The sequence below is a fragment of the Occultella gossypii genome, assembly GCF_019947135.1.
Classification (GTDB): domain Bacteria; phylum Actinomycetota; class Actinomycetes; order Actinomycetales; family Beutenbergiaceae; genus Occultella; species Occultella gossypii.
Map to the genome: position 1 here is coordinate 64182 of NZ_JAGSHT010000012.1, position 13487 is coordinate 77668.

A 13487-nucleotide genomic window follows, 5' to 3' on the forward strand; every position below is an offset into this window, starting at 1 on the left:
TCGACGTTCGCGTCGCGAAGTGGCGGCCCGGATCGACACGAGGAGCATCAATCGTGACGTTGTTCTCAAGGCCTGGCCGGGCAGTCGTGGGACTCGTCGGTGCGTTGGCGCTGGTCGGACCGCTGGCTGTGGTCGCGAGCGCTCCGGCGCTGGCGGCCGATCCCCCGCGGGACGTGGCGCTCGACGGCGTCGCGGCGGCGTCGTCGGAGTTCCCGGATCCGGCGCGGTTCGCCGCGGCGCACGTCAACGACGGTGACCCGTCCACGCGGTGGGGCTCGGACTACACCCACGGGGACGAGGAGCCGGGGTACCCGCCGAGCGATCACGACCCGACGAACGACTGGATCGCCATCGAACTCGCGCAGCCCAGCGTCGTGCACAGTGTGGTGTTCGACTGGGAGGCCGCGTACGCACGTCAGTACGAGATCCAGGTCTCCGACGACGGGCAGACCTGGCAGACCGTGGCCGGCCTCGCCGGGCACCAGGGGCGCCAGGAGGTGGTGCTCGACCTCACCGACCCGGTCGGCTTCGTGCGGATGCAGGGCCGGGAGGCCTCCGCGTGGGGCTACTCCATGTTCTCCTTCGAGATCTGGGACGCCGCCACCTCGAGCGAGGAGCCGGACCCCACGGGTTGGGACCACGGCATCGACATCGCCCCCGAGGGCGTCGCCACGGCCTCCTCGGTCTACACCGGTGACCCGGCACGTTTCGCGGCGGCGAATGCCAACGACCGGAACTCGGCGACGCGCTGGGGCACCGACTACGCACGCACCAACCCTGCCGAGCCACCGCCGAGCGACCACGACCCGAGCAACGACTGGATCCAGATCGCGCTCGCCGAGCCGTCACCGGTGTGGAGCGTGGTGCTCGACTGGGAGACCGCTCGACCCGCCCTGTTCGAGCTCCAGACCACGACCGACGGCCTGACCTGGACCACCGTGCGCGAGGTGACCAGCCCGGCAACCGGACGCACCGAGTACCGCCTCGGCCTCGAGGAGCCGGTCTCGCACGTTCGCATGCAGGGCATCCAGACCGCCACCACGTTCGGGTACTCGTTGTGGAGCTTCGAGGTCTGGTCCGGACCCCAGGCCCCGCCCGAGCCGGGCGGGACGATCCTGCCCGCCCCGGTCTCACAGACCCAGATCGATGCCGACGCCTTCACGCTGACCGCCCAGACCCGGATCACGATCGGGGCCGAGGCCGTCCGCGCGGAGGCAGAGCTCCTCGCCGAACGACTGCGCCCGGCCACCGGTCACGACCTGCCGATCGTTCTCGAGGAGCCTGCGGCCGGAGACATCAGCCTGGTTCTCGACGCCGAGGAAGGCCCCACGGACACCGAGCTCGCAGTGGCCGAGGGGTACACGTTGACGGCCTCCGCCATCGGCGTGCGCGTCGCTGCCGCCACCACCACGGGCCTCTTCAACGGCGCGCAGACCCTCATGCAGCTCTTCCCGGCCGAGATCGCCGGCGAGGTGGTGCGCCCCGGCCCGTGGCAGGTCGAGGCAACGCAGATCGTCGACTACCCACGGTTCTCGCACCGCGGGGTGATGCTGGACCCGGCGCGCAACTTCATCGAGGTCGACGGGGTGCTGGGCATCATCGATGCCCTCGCCGCGCTGAAGGGCAACCGCCTGCACATGCACCTCTCGGATGATCAGGGCTGGCGTATCGAGATCCCGTCGTGGCCGCTGTTGACGGAGATCGGCGGGTCGATGTCGATGCCGGGCGGACGCTCCGGCTTCTACACCCAGGAGCAGTTCGCCCAGATCGTGGCCTACGCCGCCGCCCGCCATATCGAGGTGATCCCCGAGATCGACCTCCCGGGTCACTCCACGGCGGCGATCGCCTCCTACCCGGAACTCTCCTGCGGGTCGTCCAACACGGTGTGCACGACCTCCGCCGTGGTGGACGGTTTCATCAATGACGTGATCGGCACGGTCGCCCCGATGGTGAACACGGACCTGTTCCACATCGGCGGCGACGAGTCCATCTCGGGCCAGCCCTACATCGACTTCATCACCAAGCTCGAGGGCTTCGTGATGGACCATGACCTGCGCATGGTCGGCTGGACGCCGCTGCCGATGGCGGGCCTGGACCCGACCTCGGTGCACCAGTACTGGCGGGACCAGAGTCTGGAGATGACCCCGGAGTGGTTCGCCGGCGGCAACGACGTCATCCTGTCGCCGACCTCGAAGGCCTATCTCGACTACCCCTACCCGGCCCACAACGCCTACAGCACGCACGACTGGGACCCGAGCAACGTCATCGACGACTACCGGAACCTGTCCCTGCAGTCGTTCGGGCTGGACGACGACGACATCATCGGGATCGAGGGCCCCGCCTGGGGTGAGAACAACAGCGGCGGCGCCGTGGACGTGGAGCACAAGGTCTTCCCCCGGCTCGCCTCCATCCTGGACCTCGCCTGGTCGCCGCAGGAGCTGACGGCTGACTCCCGGTCCTTCCTGGACCGCCTGGCGGTGCAGGGCAGCAGGTGGCAGTTCGCCGGCACGAACTTCTGGCCGGACCCGAACGTCGCGTGGACCACATCGGTGGTCGGCACCAGCCACCTCATCGACGATGACGATCTCACCGTCAGCGGATCGTTCGCCACCGTCGCCTCGCCCACGGTGCGGGTGGAGAACCTGACGGCGACCATCGACTGGGGCGACGGGACGGTCTCCGAGGGGGCCCTGACCGGCACCTCGGCGGCTGGCAAGGTGGGCAACTCCGTGTACGAGGTGACCGGCGAGCACCCGTATGACGACGCCGTCGCGCGGGTCGGCACCGTCACGGTCTCCGGTCCGGGCGGGCAGAGCTGGACCACCTCGTTCCTGGTCGGCCCACCTGCGGATGCCGAGCGCACCTTCGCCGAGCGCAGCCAGGACTACCTGGCCCAGGTGGACGCCTACGTCGCCGAGGGGCGACTCGACCCCAGCAGCGCCGACCAGCTGCACGCCGCGGTAGCGCGGGTTCTGCGCCACCAGGAAGCCGGCCGGGTCACCAGGATGCATCAGGAGCTCGACAGGCTGGAGGCCATGATCGCCAGGCAGCAGCGCCACGTCGACGACCCGGAGGTGTGGACCTATCTCTGGGAGGAGGGGCAGGCCCTGATCGAGACAGGCCTCGACGAGGGCTGAGCAAGGGCTCGATCGGCGCCTGAGCAAGAACGGTCGGGCGCCGGTGGGCGGACCGGCCGCACACTGGAGTACATGACCGAGAACGGACGCGACCGGCTGCGCGAACTGCTCGACGCCGTCCTTGACGACGACCACGCCGACCTGCGGGGCATGGCCGCGGGCGCGTTCTCCTCGCCGTGGCATTTCAGCCGCCAGCTCAGCCGCGGCACCGGCGAGTCTCCCGTGGCGCTGCGCCGACGGGTGATCCTGGAGCGGGCCGCGTGGCGGCTGAGCCTTGGCGACACCGTGACCGACGCCGCGTGGGCGGCCGGCTACGACTCCGTCGACGGGTTCAGCCGCGCGTTCGCGCGCGCCTACGGCTACCCACCGAGCACCGTCGGCGAGAACGGCGACGCAACCTCCGCCGTCGGGCACCCCGAGCAGCCGGGCTCCGGACCGGCACCCGGGCGCGCCATGGCGAGCACGCACTGGCTGCCCGCGCCGAACGGCATCCATTTCCACCCGCCGACGAACCTGTGGGTGAGCGGGGGCGAGGCGCCCGCGCCGGACGGTGCGCTGACGGCGCACCTGGTCCGCCACGACGTCGACGACACCCGCCACCTGCTGCGGCTCGCCTCGGATCTGGACGCTGACGCCTTCCGGCGCGTGCGCTGGCCGGGGTTGACCGTGCTCTCCTGGGACGGGCCGGAGGAGTCGATCGCCGCCGTCCTGGAGCATCACATCTGGACCAAGGAGGTCTGGCTCGCGTCGATCGAGGGCCGGGACTTCCCGGACCGAGGCGCGGACGACCCGGCGACGCTGTCGGCCCGGCACGAGAGCGCCACCGCGCGCTGGCTGGACGCGGTCCGGGACATCCAGCGACGCGGTGCCTGGGACGACCGGCTCATCGACGCACTCTGCGAACCACCCGAGAGCTTCGTGCTGAGCAGCGTCATCGCGCACGTGCTCACCTACGCCGCGCACCGCCGGCTGCTGGTACGCCACCTGCTCCGCGATGCCGGCGTCGACCCTGGCGAGGGCGACCCGATCGACTGGTTGCGTGGCCCGAACCCGACCCCCACCGAGGAGAACCGATGACCCGCACCGTCTACTACACCGCAACGACCCTGGACGGCTTCATCGCCACCCCCGAGCACTCCCTCGACTGGCTGCTCACCCGCGACATCGACAACACCGGCCCGATGAACTACGACGAGTTCATCGCGAAGGTCGGGGCGATCGCCATGGGCGCCTCGACGTACGCCTGGATCCTCGAGCACGCGCCCGGCGGGTGGGAGTATGCGATGCCCGCCTGGGTGTTCACGCACCGGGAGTTCCCACCGCCGGCCGACGGCGCCGACGTCCGGTTCACCACGGACGATATCGAGAGCGTGCACGCCGCGATGGTGGCGGCGGCCGCCGGGAAGGACGTTTGGATCGTCGGCGGCGGCGACCTCGCCGGGCAGTTCGCCGACCACGGCCTGCTGGAGGAGATGATCGTCTCCTACGCACCTGTCACGATCGGCGCCGGTGCGCCCCTGCTCCCCCGCCACGTCGAGTTCCGGCTGGAGGAGTTGGCTCAGAACCGCGAGTTCGCGTGTGCCCGGTACGTCGTGGTGCGCGACGGCGAGTGAGGGCTCGGGCGGTCGGGTCACCTCACGCTCGGCCACGTCGGGTGGCGGCTTCGTCGTGAGTTCCCCATCGAGGTGCGCGAGTGGGACGAGCCGCTCCCCGGTTCGGACGAGGGCGAGGTCAGCTGCGAGCTGCAGCGCGCGCACTGGCGCGGCTGGGACGCGTCAGGCGCGCTCGGGAACCAGGTCGAGTTCCGCCGTGGTGCTCGGCTCCGAGTCCTGGTGTGCCGGCGCAGCCCCGCGGCGCGCCGCGGGGCGACCGTGCGTGAGGTAGAGAGGCAGCCCCGTCAGCAGCAGACCACCGACGAGGTTGCCGAGCACCGTCGGGATCTCGTTCCAGATCAGGTAGTCCATGATCGTGAACTGCCCACCGAGGAGGAGGCCGGACGGGAACAGGAACATGTTGACGATCGAGTGCTCGAACGCCATGAAGAAGAACAGCATGACCGGCATCCACATGACGATCGCCTTGCCCGGCACATCCTTGGCCACCATCGCGCCGATGACCCCCATCGACACCATCCAGTTGCACAGCATGCCGCGCACGAACAGCGTCAGCATGCCCGACGCCCCGTGCTCCGCGTACCCGACGGTCCGTCCCTCACCGATGTGCCCGATCGCCTGACCGACCTCGTTGGGCGGGGTGTCGAACCCGTACGTCACGACGATCGCCATCATCACCGCGACGGCGAACGCCCCGAGGAAGTTGCCGACGAACACGAGTCCCCAGTTGCGCAGCACGCCCCGCACCGTGATGCCGGGTCTCTTGTCGAGCCACGCGAGCGGGCCGAGCACGAACATGCCGGTGAGCAGGTCGTACCCGAGCAGGTACAGCAGGATGAAACCCACCGGGAACAGCACCGCGCCGAGGATGGCATGGCCGGTCGTCACCGTGACCGTGACGGCGAACGCGGCGGCGATCGCGAGGATCGCGCCACCCATCGTGGACCGGACCAGCGTGTCGCGGGCGGAGAGGAGCACCTTGCTGGCACCTGCGTCGATGATCGTCGGGACGAGCTGAGCTGGCTTGACGTAGGACATGTGGCACGGCTCCGTGGATCGGACGGTGGAGGTCTGCCGCTGGGACGGCGTCCCCGACGCTACGAGCGGGCCGTTTCATCAGCGTGTCTGCGCCCACCCGGTCTCGTTACGATCTCCGCTCAGCCGGTCGGTACCCACTGTGAGATCGCGCGTTGGAGTGGCACCATCGGAGCATGCGGGAGCCCGCGACGACGCCGGCCCGGGTGGAGGACATCCACGCGGCCGCCCTCGCGATGCCGTTCGTCACAGTCGAGTCCGCCGGGCAGAACCCCGTATACCAGGTGGGCGGGAAGTCGTTCGTCTTCTTCCGCAACCCTCGCAAGGACGCGTTCGACCCGGCTACCGGAGAGCTCTACGACGACGTCATCGTCATCTGGGTCAGCGATGAGGCAGACCGGATCGCACTGGTGCAGGACGAGACGCGGCCGTTCTTCACGACGCCCCACTTCAACGGCCATCCCTCGGTGTTGATCCGCGCGGCCCACGTGGGCCAGGTGTCACGCGACGAGATCGTCGAACTCGTCCAGGACGGCTGGCTCAGCCGGGCCTCGCGGCGGCGTGCCAAGGAGTGGCTCGCGCAGCATGATCCCGGCTCTGAGCCCGGCTGACAGGCTCTCGGCACGAGGCGCCGATCACACGCGGCTGGGAACAGTCCGTCCGGGAGTCCGGAGCCAGCGTCCCGGTGACCGGCTGGCCGACCAGACGAGCGCGCCCGCCGCCAAGAGCGTGCCGAGCAGCGCCACGACATGGAGGCCCAGCGAGGCCGGCCCTCGGTCGGGAAGCAGGAAACCGTAGGGCACCCAACCGTCGGTGACGCCACGCACGAGGACGACGAGCAGCCACAGCAGCGGGTAGGGAAGCACGAGCCAGAGCCGGCGCCAGGCGAGCGGCTCGCGGTCTCCGACGAGGAGCCAGTCGAGCGCGACGGCGAGCGGGAACGCGATGTGCAGGATCGCGCTCACCACGGGCGGTGCGGACCCCGTGCCCGGGATGAGGAGGTTGTAGATGACCGCGACGACGAGCAGGCACGCGGTCGCGACCCCGCGCACGAGGGTGAGCCAGCCTGGGATCCGTCGTCCCGTGAGCACGATGGTTCCCGTGATAATCAGCACGACGCTCGTGAGCAGGTTGGTCTGGTTCGTGAAGTAGCCGAAGTAGTCGAAGGGATTGCGGCCGCCGACCACGACCTGTGCGGCAAATCCGGACACCAGCACGCCGATGATCAGCAGCCCGGCGACGATCCGGACGATCGCCACGCACCCGGCAGTGGTGCGGTTCACGCCGGACGCCATCACACCGCGCAGCCTAACGACCACGCCAGCTGCCCGCCCCGGCGAGCGACCGCCGGATCGCTCAGGCGGCGGCCAGTTCCGACCGGATCGCGGGCAGCACCGCGGAGCCGAGCAGGTCGATGCCACCCGCCCCGGTGAGTCCGTGCGGCGTGCCGAACTCCACCCGGCCGGCACCCGCCTCCACCAACTCCAGCGTGTGCGCCACGATCTGGGCGGGCGTCCCGGCGAAGGCGAACCGGTCCAGCAGGTCGTCGCTCAGCAATGCGCCGGCGTCGTCGGCGCGATCCTGCGCGAGCAGGGCGCGCAGCCGCACCAGGAGTTCGTCCTCGATCTGCACCGTGGGATCGAGTGCGGCGATCACGTCCACGTACATCGCCACCTCGCGGCGGGCGATGCCCCGCGCGACGTCGCCGTCGGTATCGACCACGGTGACCGCGCCGGCGCAGACCGCGACCGCGCCGGCACCGCGCCCCGCCGAGATGGCGGAGTCGTCCAGCCAGTGGCGCATCTGGCGCACCATATCCGGGTTGGCCGATCCGCCGATCTTCACCTCATCCGCGATCCGGCCGGCCAGCGCGGCGCCGCGCGGACCCCAGACCCCGAGCAGCACGTCCACCGCCGGCCGGACTGGTTGGTACTGCAGGGCGAAGCCGGGCTCGATCGCGAACACCGTCCCCGCGTAGCCGGAATCATCGCCGGCGAGCAGCCGGCGGACGATCTGCACGGTGTCCTCGAGGTGCGCGAGCGGCCGGTCCTGGCGCACCCCCACCTGTGACATCCAGGAGCCGCGTGCCAGGCCGAGGTAGGCGCGCCCGCCGGAGGCTTCGTCGAGGGCCGCGATCTGACCGGCGATCTCCACGGGGTGGAGCAGGTACGGGTTCAGGCAGGACGGACCCAGACGCACCGACTCGGTCACGTCCGCGGCGACCATGAGCGCGGCCATCGGCGGCTGGTAGCCGAGGTCGGAGTACACGGAGAGGCCGTCGAAGCCGATCCCCTCCACGATCCGCGCCAACCGGGCGTACTCGACCGCGGTCTTGTCCGACTGGAGTGCGATCGTCAGCGACACGCTCACGTGAGGTCCTCCGTGGGGATGCTGCGTCGGCCGGTGCGTTCGATGCGCATGATCAGCCGCTCCTCGGGGTCCGGGCAGGCGACCTCATCGCTCGCCAGCCAGTCGTCGGGGTCGACCGCCCGCTGAGCGGCCGGCAGCAGCGGCAGCACCGCCGAGAGCGCGTAGATGCAGAAGTGGCGCCCCTCCGGGATGGTCAGCCGGCTCGAGCAGGACACGTCGAAGGAGTCACCGGGTGCCAGTCCACACACCGACCGACCCTCGATCCGGTCCACCACCACCCGCAGATCACTCAGTTCGGTCCGACGCCCCGCCCCGGTGTTGCCGGCGCGCTCGCCCGTCTCGTCCCTCATCGCATCCTCCTGCTCCGAACAAGCAGTATCCCCGATCGGTGGACGGCGACGACCCGGCGTTCCACGTCCGTGTAAGGTCCGTGGCCAGCCGCGCGAGACGAGTCGCGGCAGATCCGTCACGGCGAGGTACGAGGTCGAATCGATGAATGACGAGCCGGAACTGAAGTTCCGCGGCGGCTGGACGATGGCGTTCGTACCCGTGGGGATCTTCCTGATCTTCTGCGTCCTGTACTTCGTGGTGCTCGACGCGTTCGACATGACGGCGCTGGCGACCGGCGGCTTCATCGCCCTGCTGATCGGCGCACTCCTGGCCCGTGGCTACAGCAAGTACTGGGACGCCGTCATGGCCGGGATCGGGAGCCCGACCTCGGTCTCGATCGTCATGGTGCTGTTCATGGTCGGCATGCTCGGCCAGCTGATCAAGGACTCGAACGTCTCCGGCGGCTTCGTCTGGATCGCTGACCAGGCCGGTCTGAGCGGGGCCGCGCTGACCCTGTTCACGTTCTTGGCCTGCTGCCTGATCGCCATGGCCACCGGGTCATCCATCGGCACCATGTTCACCGCGTTCCCCATCTTCTACCCGGCGGGTGTGCTGCTCGGCGCCGACCCGACGCTACTGGCGGGCGCGATCGTCTCCGGCGCGATCTTCGGCGACAACCTGGCGCCGATCTCAGACACCACGATCATCTCCGCGTCCACCCAGCGCTTCCGCCGCAAGGACGGTGCCGCGGACATCGGCGGTGTCGTGACGAGCCGCGCCCGGTACGCGCTGGTGGCCGCAGGGGTCAGCGCCGTCGCCTACCTGGTCTTCGGCGGCACCGGCGCCGGTCCGGTGGACAGCGCCGACCTGGCCGAGGCGGCGGACCCACGCGGGCTGCTCATGCTGATCCCGATCGCGGTGCTGCTCGTGGTGTCGTTCTACACCCGGAACATCTTCCTGGCCGTGACGGTGGGACTGATCCTCGGCACGGCGACGGCGCTCCTCTCCGGGCTCCTGGACCCGTCCGGTGTGCTGGGCGTGGTCGACGGCGCCCCCACCGGCTATCTGGTCACAGGTGTCGCAGCCCTGCTGCCCACGGTCTGCCTGGTGATCTCCGTGTTCGGGATCATGGGCGTGCTCCGCGCCGGCGGCGTGCTCGAACGGATCGTCGACGCCCTCGCCCGAGGCCGGCTGGCCGGCACCCCGCGTGGCGCCGAGACCGCGATCGGGCTCGGTGTGAGCGCCACGACGGTGCTCTTCGGCGGCGTGAACTCGGCCTCGATGCTCGCCTTCGGCCCGATCGCCGACGAGATCGGTGCCCGTCAGCAGCTCCACCCGTACCGCCGTACGAACGTGATGGACTGCTTCGCGATGGGCGTGTCCTGCGTGGTCCCGGTGTTCAGCGCGTTCCTGTTCATCGGCGCGCTCCTCACCGGCGGTCACGAGCAGGCACCGGCGCTCTCCACCGTGCAGTTGTTCGGGGCCACGCTCTACCCGCTGGTGCTCACGGTCGTCCTGATCGTGGCGGTGGCGACCGGCTGGGGCCGGCGCTTCGAAGGGCCCGACGGCGTCGCGGTGCGGCGGCGTGAGGATGCCGCCGAGCCGGTGGTGGTCTGACGCGAACCAGGTGGTCGTAGCCTGGTGCCATGGGCCGGGACGAGCAGAAGATGCGGTGGGCGGACTTCTCCGCGGGTCAGCAGGCGGCGATCGTCGGTGTCGCCGCGGTGGAGGTCGGCCTGCTCGTCGCTGCGCTCGTCGACCTGAAGCGACGGCCCGCGGAACAGGTCCGCGGCCCCAAGGGCGCCTGGGTGGCGGCGAGCTTCGTGAACTTCGTCGGCCCGATCAGCTACTTCGCCTTCGGCCGCAAGCGCTGAGCCGGCTCCAGCTCGTCGGCGACGCATCGGCGGCAAGAGCCACGGAGACGTCCCGAACGGTGTCCACCGGTCGGCCGGGTACTGGCCATCGCCGCCGTAGTCCGTAGGCTGCGGTCCATGGGTTCAGGCACCACGGACGTCGCACTGATCGGCGCCGGCATCATGAGCGCGACTCTTGGCACGCTGATCCAGCACCTCGAGCCGGACTGGTCGATCGAGATCTTCGAATCCCTCGACGGGGCCGCGCAGGAGAGCTCGAACGCGTGGCACAACGCCGGCACCGGGCACGCCGGGTTCTGCGAGCTCGACTACGCGACCCCGCTGCCGGGTGGTGGCCTCGACGTGTCGAAGTCGATCGCGATCAATGAGCAGTTCCACGTCACCCGCCAGCTCTGGTCCGCACTGGTCACCCGCGGCGAACTCCCGACGGCGTCGGCGTTCGTGAACCCGACCCCGCACCTCGCGTTCGTGACCGGTGCGGAGCAGGTCTCTCTCCTGCGGACCTGGTACGAAGCGCTGCGGTCGCAGCCGCTGTTCGCGAACCTCCACTACAGCGACGACCCAGCTCAGATCGGCGAGTGGTCCAGGGCGCTCGTCGAGGGCCGGACACCGGGTGAGCCGATCGCTGCCACCTACGAGGCCTCCGGCACGGACGTCGACTACGGTGCCCTGACCCGTGCGCTGACCGACGCGCTGGTCGGGCGCGGCGCGCGCCTGCACCTGCGCCGGCGGGTCACCGACCTGCGCCGCGACGGCGATGGGTGGATGATCGAGCACCGCACCCCGACCGGCGTCGCCACCAGCCCGGCCCGGTTCGTCTTCGTCGGCGCGGGCGGTGGCTCGCTGCGGCTCCTGCAGCGATCGGGGATCCCCGAGGCGAACGGCTTCGGTGGCTTCCCGGTGAGCGGGAAGTTCTTGCGCACCCGGACCCCCGAGGTCGTCGACGCCCACCCCGTCAAGGCCTACGGTCTTGCCGAGAAGGGCGTGCCCGGCCTCGGCGCTCCGCACCTCGATCACCGCACGGTCGACGGCGAGGACTCGTTGCTGTTCGGCCCGTTCGCCGGCTTCGACCCGCGATTTCTGAAGGCCGGCTCCCGCCTGGACCTGTTCCGCAGCATCCGGCCCGGGAACATCGCCCCGATGCTGACCGTGGCCAAGGACAACTTCGATCTGCTGAAGTACCTGATCCGCGAGATCACTGCCCCGCGTGACAAGCAGATGCTGGCGCTGCGCAAGCTGATGCCCGCCGCCGTCGACGCCGACTGGGAGATGATCGACGCCGGCAAGCGCGTCCAGGTGATCGGCAGGAACGAGCGCGGGCATGGCGCCCTGCAGTTCGGCACCGAGTTGGTGATCTCCCCCGGAAACAACATCGCCGGCCTGCTCGGTGCCTCACCCGGCGCGTCGACGGCGGTCCCGGTCATGATCCGACTGCTGCAGGAGGCGTTCCCCGACCAGTATCAGGGCTGGACGCACCAGCTGCGCGAGCTGGTGCCCTCCCTCGGACGATCGATGAACACCGACGAGGCGTGGGCGCTGGAGATCCGCCGCGCCACCGCCGAGACGCTGGGACTGGCCGGCGTATAGGGCTCCGGCCTGGGGACGCCCTGCGATACTCATCGCCGTGAGTACTCCGGAGTGGCAGGCACGGCTCGCCTCCCCTCGATTCGTGACGTACGCGGGCGCAGACATCCACTACCAGCGGGGCGCGCCGGCCGAACAGCTCATCACCCGGCTGCACCTGGTCGGGATCACCCCGGCCGGACGCGTGCTGGTCTGTCACAGCATCGAGGGGTGGCGGTTCCTGCCCGGCGGTACCCGCGAGCCGGGCGAGTCCGTGCGCGAGCTCGCGGGGCGGGAACTGCTCGAGGAGGCCGGCGCGGTGTTCCGAAGCGAGCCGCTCGTCTTCGCCGCCCACGCCGCGACCAGCCGACTGCCCCACCCCTACCGCCCGCACCAGCCGCACCCGCACGCCTATTGGGCCTACGCCGTCGGGCGGGTCGAGGTGACGGGACCACCCACGAACCCGGCCGACGGCGAGCAGATCGTCGCCGTCGACGAGCTCGACCCGGACACCGCGGTCGCCGAGCTGGAGTCGCACGATGTGCTCCACGCCGACGTGCTGCGTGACGCGATGGACCTCGGGCTGATCGACTGACCGCAGCACGGCGGCTACCGAAGAAGTTCGGCCACCAGGCCGCCCGCGCGGACCACGGCCCGCAGCTCAGCCGCAGACAGGGTGGGGTTCGCGCGCCGCCGGCGGGCCGCCTCGTCCAGGTGGGCGGCCGGGTCGCCGCCGGCGGCGGCCAGGAACTGCTCGACGGCGTGGGGCAGGTCGTCGTGCAGCGCACCAACGGCGTCGGCCCGCTCGGGGTTCACGGCCACCTCCGCCATGATCAGCGCGGTCATCGCGACGTCCAGGTCACCCGGTCCGATCTCGGCGTTGTTCCAGTCGATCAGCATGGGGCCGCGACCCGGCTCGAGGATGACGTTGTCCGGGTGTAGGTCCAGATGGATCAGCCCGTGCCAGGTGGGGGCCTGCGGGGCCCCGGGTGCCTGCGCTACCTGCCGCGCCTCGGACGGCGGTCGCACCCGCCGGAGCGCGTGATGCAGGTCGGCCAACACGGCCATCGCGCTCTCGAGGTCCGTCCGGCCCGCCGTGAGCGCGCCGAGCATCGTCGGCCCGTGCAGCCGCTCCATCACCAGATCCCCGCCCGACACCTTGTGCACCAGCGGCACCGGGAAGCCCTGACGGGCGAGGTATCCGAGTAGTTCCCCCTCGCGTTCGACACTCTGGCCGTCCCGGTACCGGCGCAGCACCGAGCCGTCACCGAGCGCGAACACGTCCGCCGTGCGGCCGCGGCCGATCAGCTCACCGGGCGGCCCGGTCATGTCCGCGGTCACAGACCCCATAACATCGGAATCGCCATTGCCGCGCAATGCCCGCGCACAGATAGCGCGAGGAACACGCCGGCGACGACCGTCAGCGGCTCGGCGAGGTTGGCGAGCATCCACTCCATCACTGGCGTGAGCGGTCCGGCGTTCCGGATTGGACTCATGGGCACGGGTGCGACGGCGCTCGCGAGCCGTATGTGGCGATGTCCTCGTGATGGTGATGGTGTGGTCGG

At 70.4% G+C, this 13487-nt stretch carries 13 protein-coding genes; 8 read left to right on the forward strand and 5 right to left on the reverse strand.

Features of this window, described 5'->3' with window-relative positions; all coding sequences use genetic code 11:
* Nucleotides 1–53: 53 nt before the first annotated feature.
* The 3 genes from KCQ71_RS12100 (at nucleotide 54) to KCQ71_RS12110 (ending at nucleotide 4750) form a co-directional block, all read left to right on the forward strand.
* Nucleotides 54–3137, forward strand: a complete 3084-nt coding sequence (locus KCQ71_RS12100) for a family 20 glycosylhydrolase (RefSeq protein WP_223406187.1) — start codon at nucleotides 54–56, stop codon at nucleotides 3135–3137.
* A 72-nt stretch (nucleotides 3138–3209) separates the two neighbouring features.
* Nucleotides 3210–4214 carry a helix-turn-helix domain-containing protein gene (locus KCQ71_RS12105; RefSeq protein WP_223406189.1) on the forward strand — a complete coding sequence of 335 codons (1005 nt, stop codon included), beginning with the start codon at nucleotides 3210–3212 and terminating at the stop codon, nucleotides 4212–4214.
* Nucleotides 4211–4750 (forward strand): dihydrofolate reductase family protein, encoded by a 540-nt coding sequence (locus tag KCQ71_RS12110; RefSeq protein WP_223406191.1) that lies wholly within the window; start codon nucleotides 4211–4213, stop codon nucleotides 4748–4750. The genes KCQ71_RS12105 and KCQ71_RS12110 overlap by 4 nt, the downstream gene beginning before the upstream one ends.
* A gap of 162 nt (nucleotides 4751–4912) precedes the next feature.
* Here KCQ71_RS12110 and KCQ71_RS12115 read toward each other — a convergent pair whose 3' ends face one another.
* On the reverse strand, nucleotides 4913–5788 hold the full coding sequence (locus KCQ71_RS12115; RefSeq protein WP_223406193.1) for a formate/nitrite transporter family protein: 876 nt from the start codon (nucleotides 5786–5788) through the stop codon (nucleotides 4913–4915).
* A gap of 173 nt (nucleotides 5789–5961) precedes the next feature.
* Between KCQ71_RS12115 and KCQ71_RS12120 the strand changes: the two genes are divergently transcribed.
* Nucleotides 5962–6396 (forward strand): MmcQ/YjbR family DNA-binding protein, encoded by a 435-nt coding sequence (locus KCQ71_RS12120; protein ID WP_223406195.1) that lies wholly within the window; start codon nucleotides 5962–5964, stop codon nucleotides 6394–6396.
* 24 nt (nucleotides 6397–6420) lie between these two features.
* On the opposite strand, the gene KCQ71_RS12125 is transcribed toward KCQ71_RS12120, so the two are convergent.
* The 3 genes from KCQ71_RS12125 to KCQ71_RS12135 form a co-directional block, all read right to left on the reverse strand.
* Nucleotides 6421–7068 (reverse strand): Pr6Pr family membrane protein, encoded by a 648-nt coding sequence (locus tag KCQ71_RS12125; protein WP_223406197.1) that lies wholly within the window; start codon nucleotides 7066–7068, stop codon nucleotides 6421–6423.
* A gap of 73 nt (nucleotides 7069–7141) precedes the next feature.
* Complete coding sequence (locus tag KCQ71_RS12130; RefSeq protein ID WP_223406199.1) at nucleotides 7142–8155, reverse strand: LLM class flavin-dependent oxidoreductase; 1014 nt, start codon at nucleotides 8153–8155, stop codon at nucleotides 7142–7144.
* On the reverse strand, nucleotides 8152–8505 hold the full coding sequence (locus KCQ71_RS12135; RefSeq protein WP_223406201.1) for a TIGR04076 family protein: 354 nt from the start codon (nucleotides 8503–8505) through the stop codon (nucleotides 8152–8154). Before KCQ71_RS12135 ends, KCQ71_RS12130 begins: the two co-directional genes overlap by 4 nt.
* A 142-nt stretch (nucleotides 8506–8647) precedes the next feature.
* Between KCQ71_RS12135 and KCQ71_RS12140 the strand changes: the two genes are divergently transcribed.
* The 4 genes from KCQ71_RS12140 to KCQ71_RS12155 all read left to right on the forward strand — a co-directional run bounded on the left by KCQ71_RS12140 (nucleotide 8648) and on the right by KCQ71_RS12155 (nucleotide 12517).
* Complete coding sequence (locus tag KCQ71_RS12140) at nucleotides 8648–10102, forward strand: Na+/H+ antiporter NhaC family protein (protein ID WP_223406203.1); 1455 nt, start codon at nucleotides 8648–8650, stop codon at nucleotides 10100–10102.
* 29 nt (nucleotides 10103–10131) lie between these two features.
* On the forward strand, nucleotides 10132–10359 hold the full coding sequence (locus tag KCQ71_RS12145) for a PLD nuclease N-terminal domain-containing protein (protein ID WP_223406205.1): 228 nt from the start codon (nucleotides 10132–10134) through the stop codon (nucleotides 10357–10359).
* Nucleotides 10360–10476: 117 nt separating this feature from the next.
* The gene (mqo, locus tag KCQ71_RS12150; RefSeq protein WP_223406207.1) at nucleotides 10477–11946 is read left to right on the forward strand and encodes a malate dehydrogenase (quinone); all 1470 of its coding nucleotides are present in this window, start codon (nucleotides 10477–10479) and stop codon (nucleotides 11944–11946) included.
* 37 nt (nucleotides 11947–11983) lie between these two features.
* Nucleotides 11984–12517, forward strand: a complete 534-nt coding sequence (locus KCQ71_RS12155) for an NUDIX hydrolase (RefSeq protein ID WP_223406209.1) — start codon at nucleotides 11984–11986, stop codon at nucleotides 12515–12517.
* Nucleotides 12518–12531: 14 nt separating this feature from the next.
* Here the strand turns inward: KCQ71_RS12155 and KCQ71_RS12160 are convergent, their stop codons facing one another.
* Nucleotides 12532–13263, reverse strand: a complete 732-nt coding sequence (locus KCQ71_RS12160) for a phosphotransferase (protein ID WP_223406211.1) — start codon at nucleotides 13261–13263, stop codon at nucleotides 12532–12534.
* Nucleotides 13264–13487: the final 224 nt, after the last annotated feature.

What these genes read in the sequence shown, in the direction of transcription:
- KCQ71_RS12105 (WP_223406189.1), top strand. Translation starts at nt 3,210, where the DNA reads ATGACCGAGAACGGACGCGACCGGCTGCGCGAACTGCTCGACGCCGTC.
- KCQ71_RS12110 (WP_223406191.1), top strand. Translation starts at nt 4,211, where the DNA reads ATGACCCGCACCGTCTACTACACCGCAACGACCCTGGACGGCTTCATC.
- KCQ71_RS12115 (WP_223406193.1), bottom strand. Translation starts at nt 5,788, where the DNA reads ATGTCCTACGTCAAGCCAGCTCAGCTCGTCCCGACGATCATCGACGCA.
- KCQ71_RS12120 (WP_223406195.1), top strand. Translation starts at nt 5,962, where the DNA reads ATGCGGGAGCCCGCGACGACGCCGGCCCGGGTGGAGGACATCCACGCG.
- KCQ71_RS12135 (WP_223406201.1), bottom strand. Translation starts at nt 8,505, where the DNA reads ATGAGGGACGAGACGGGCGAGCGCGCCGGCAACACCGGGGCGGGGCGT.
- KCQ71_RS12140 (WP_223406203.1), top strand. Translation starts at nt 8,648, where the DNA reads ATGAATGACGAGCCGGAACTGAAGTTCCGCGGCGGCTGGACGATGGCG.
- KCQ71_RS12145 (WP_223406205.1), top strand. Translation starts at nt 10,132, where the DNA reads ATGGGCCGGGACGAGCAGAAGATGCGGTGGGCGGACTTCTCCGCGGGT.
- mqo (WP_223406207.1), top strand. Translation starts at nt 10,477, where the DNA reads ATGGGTTCAGGCACCACGGACGTCGCACTGATCGGCGCCGGCATCATG.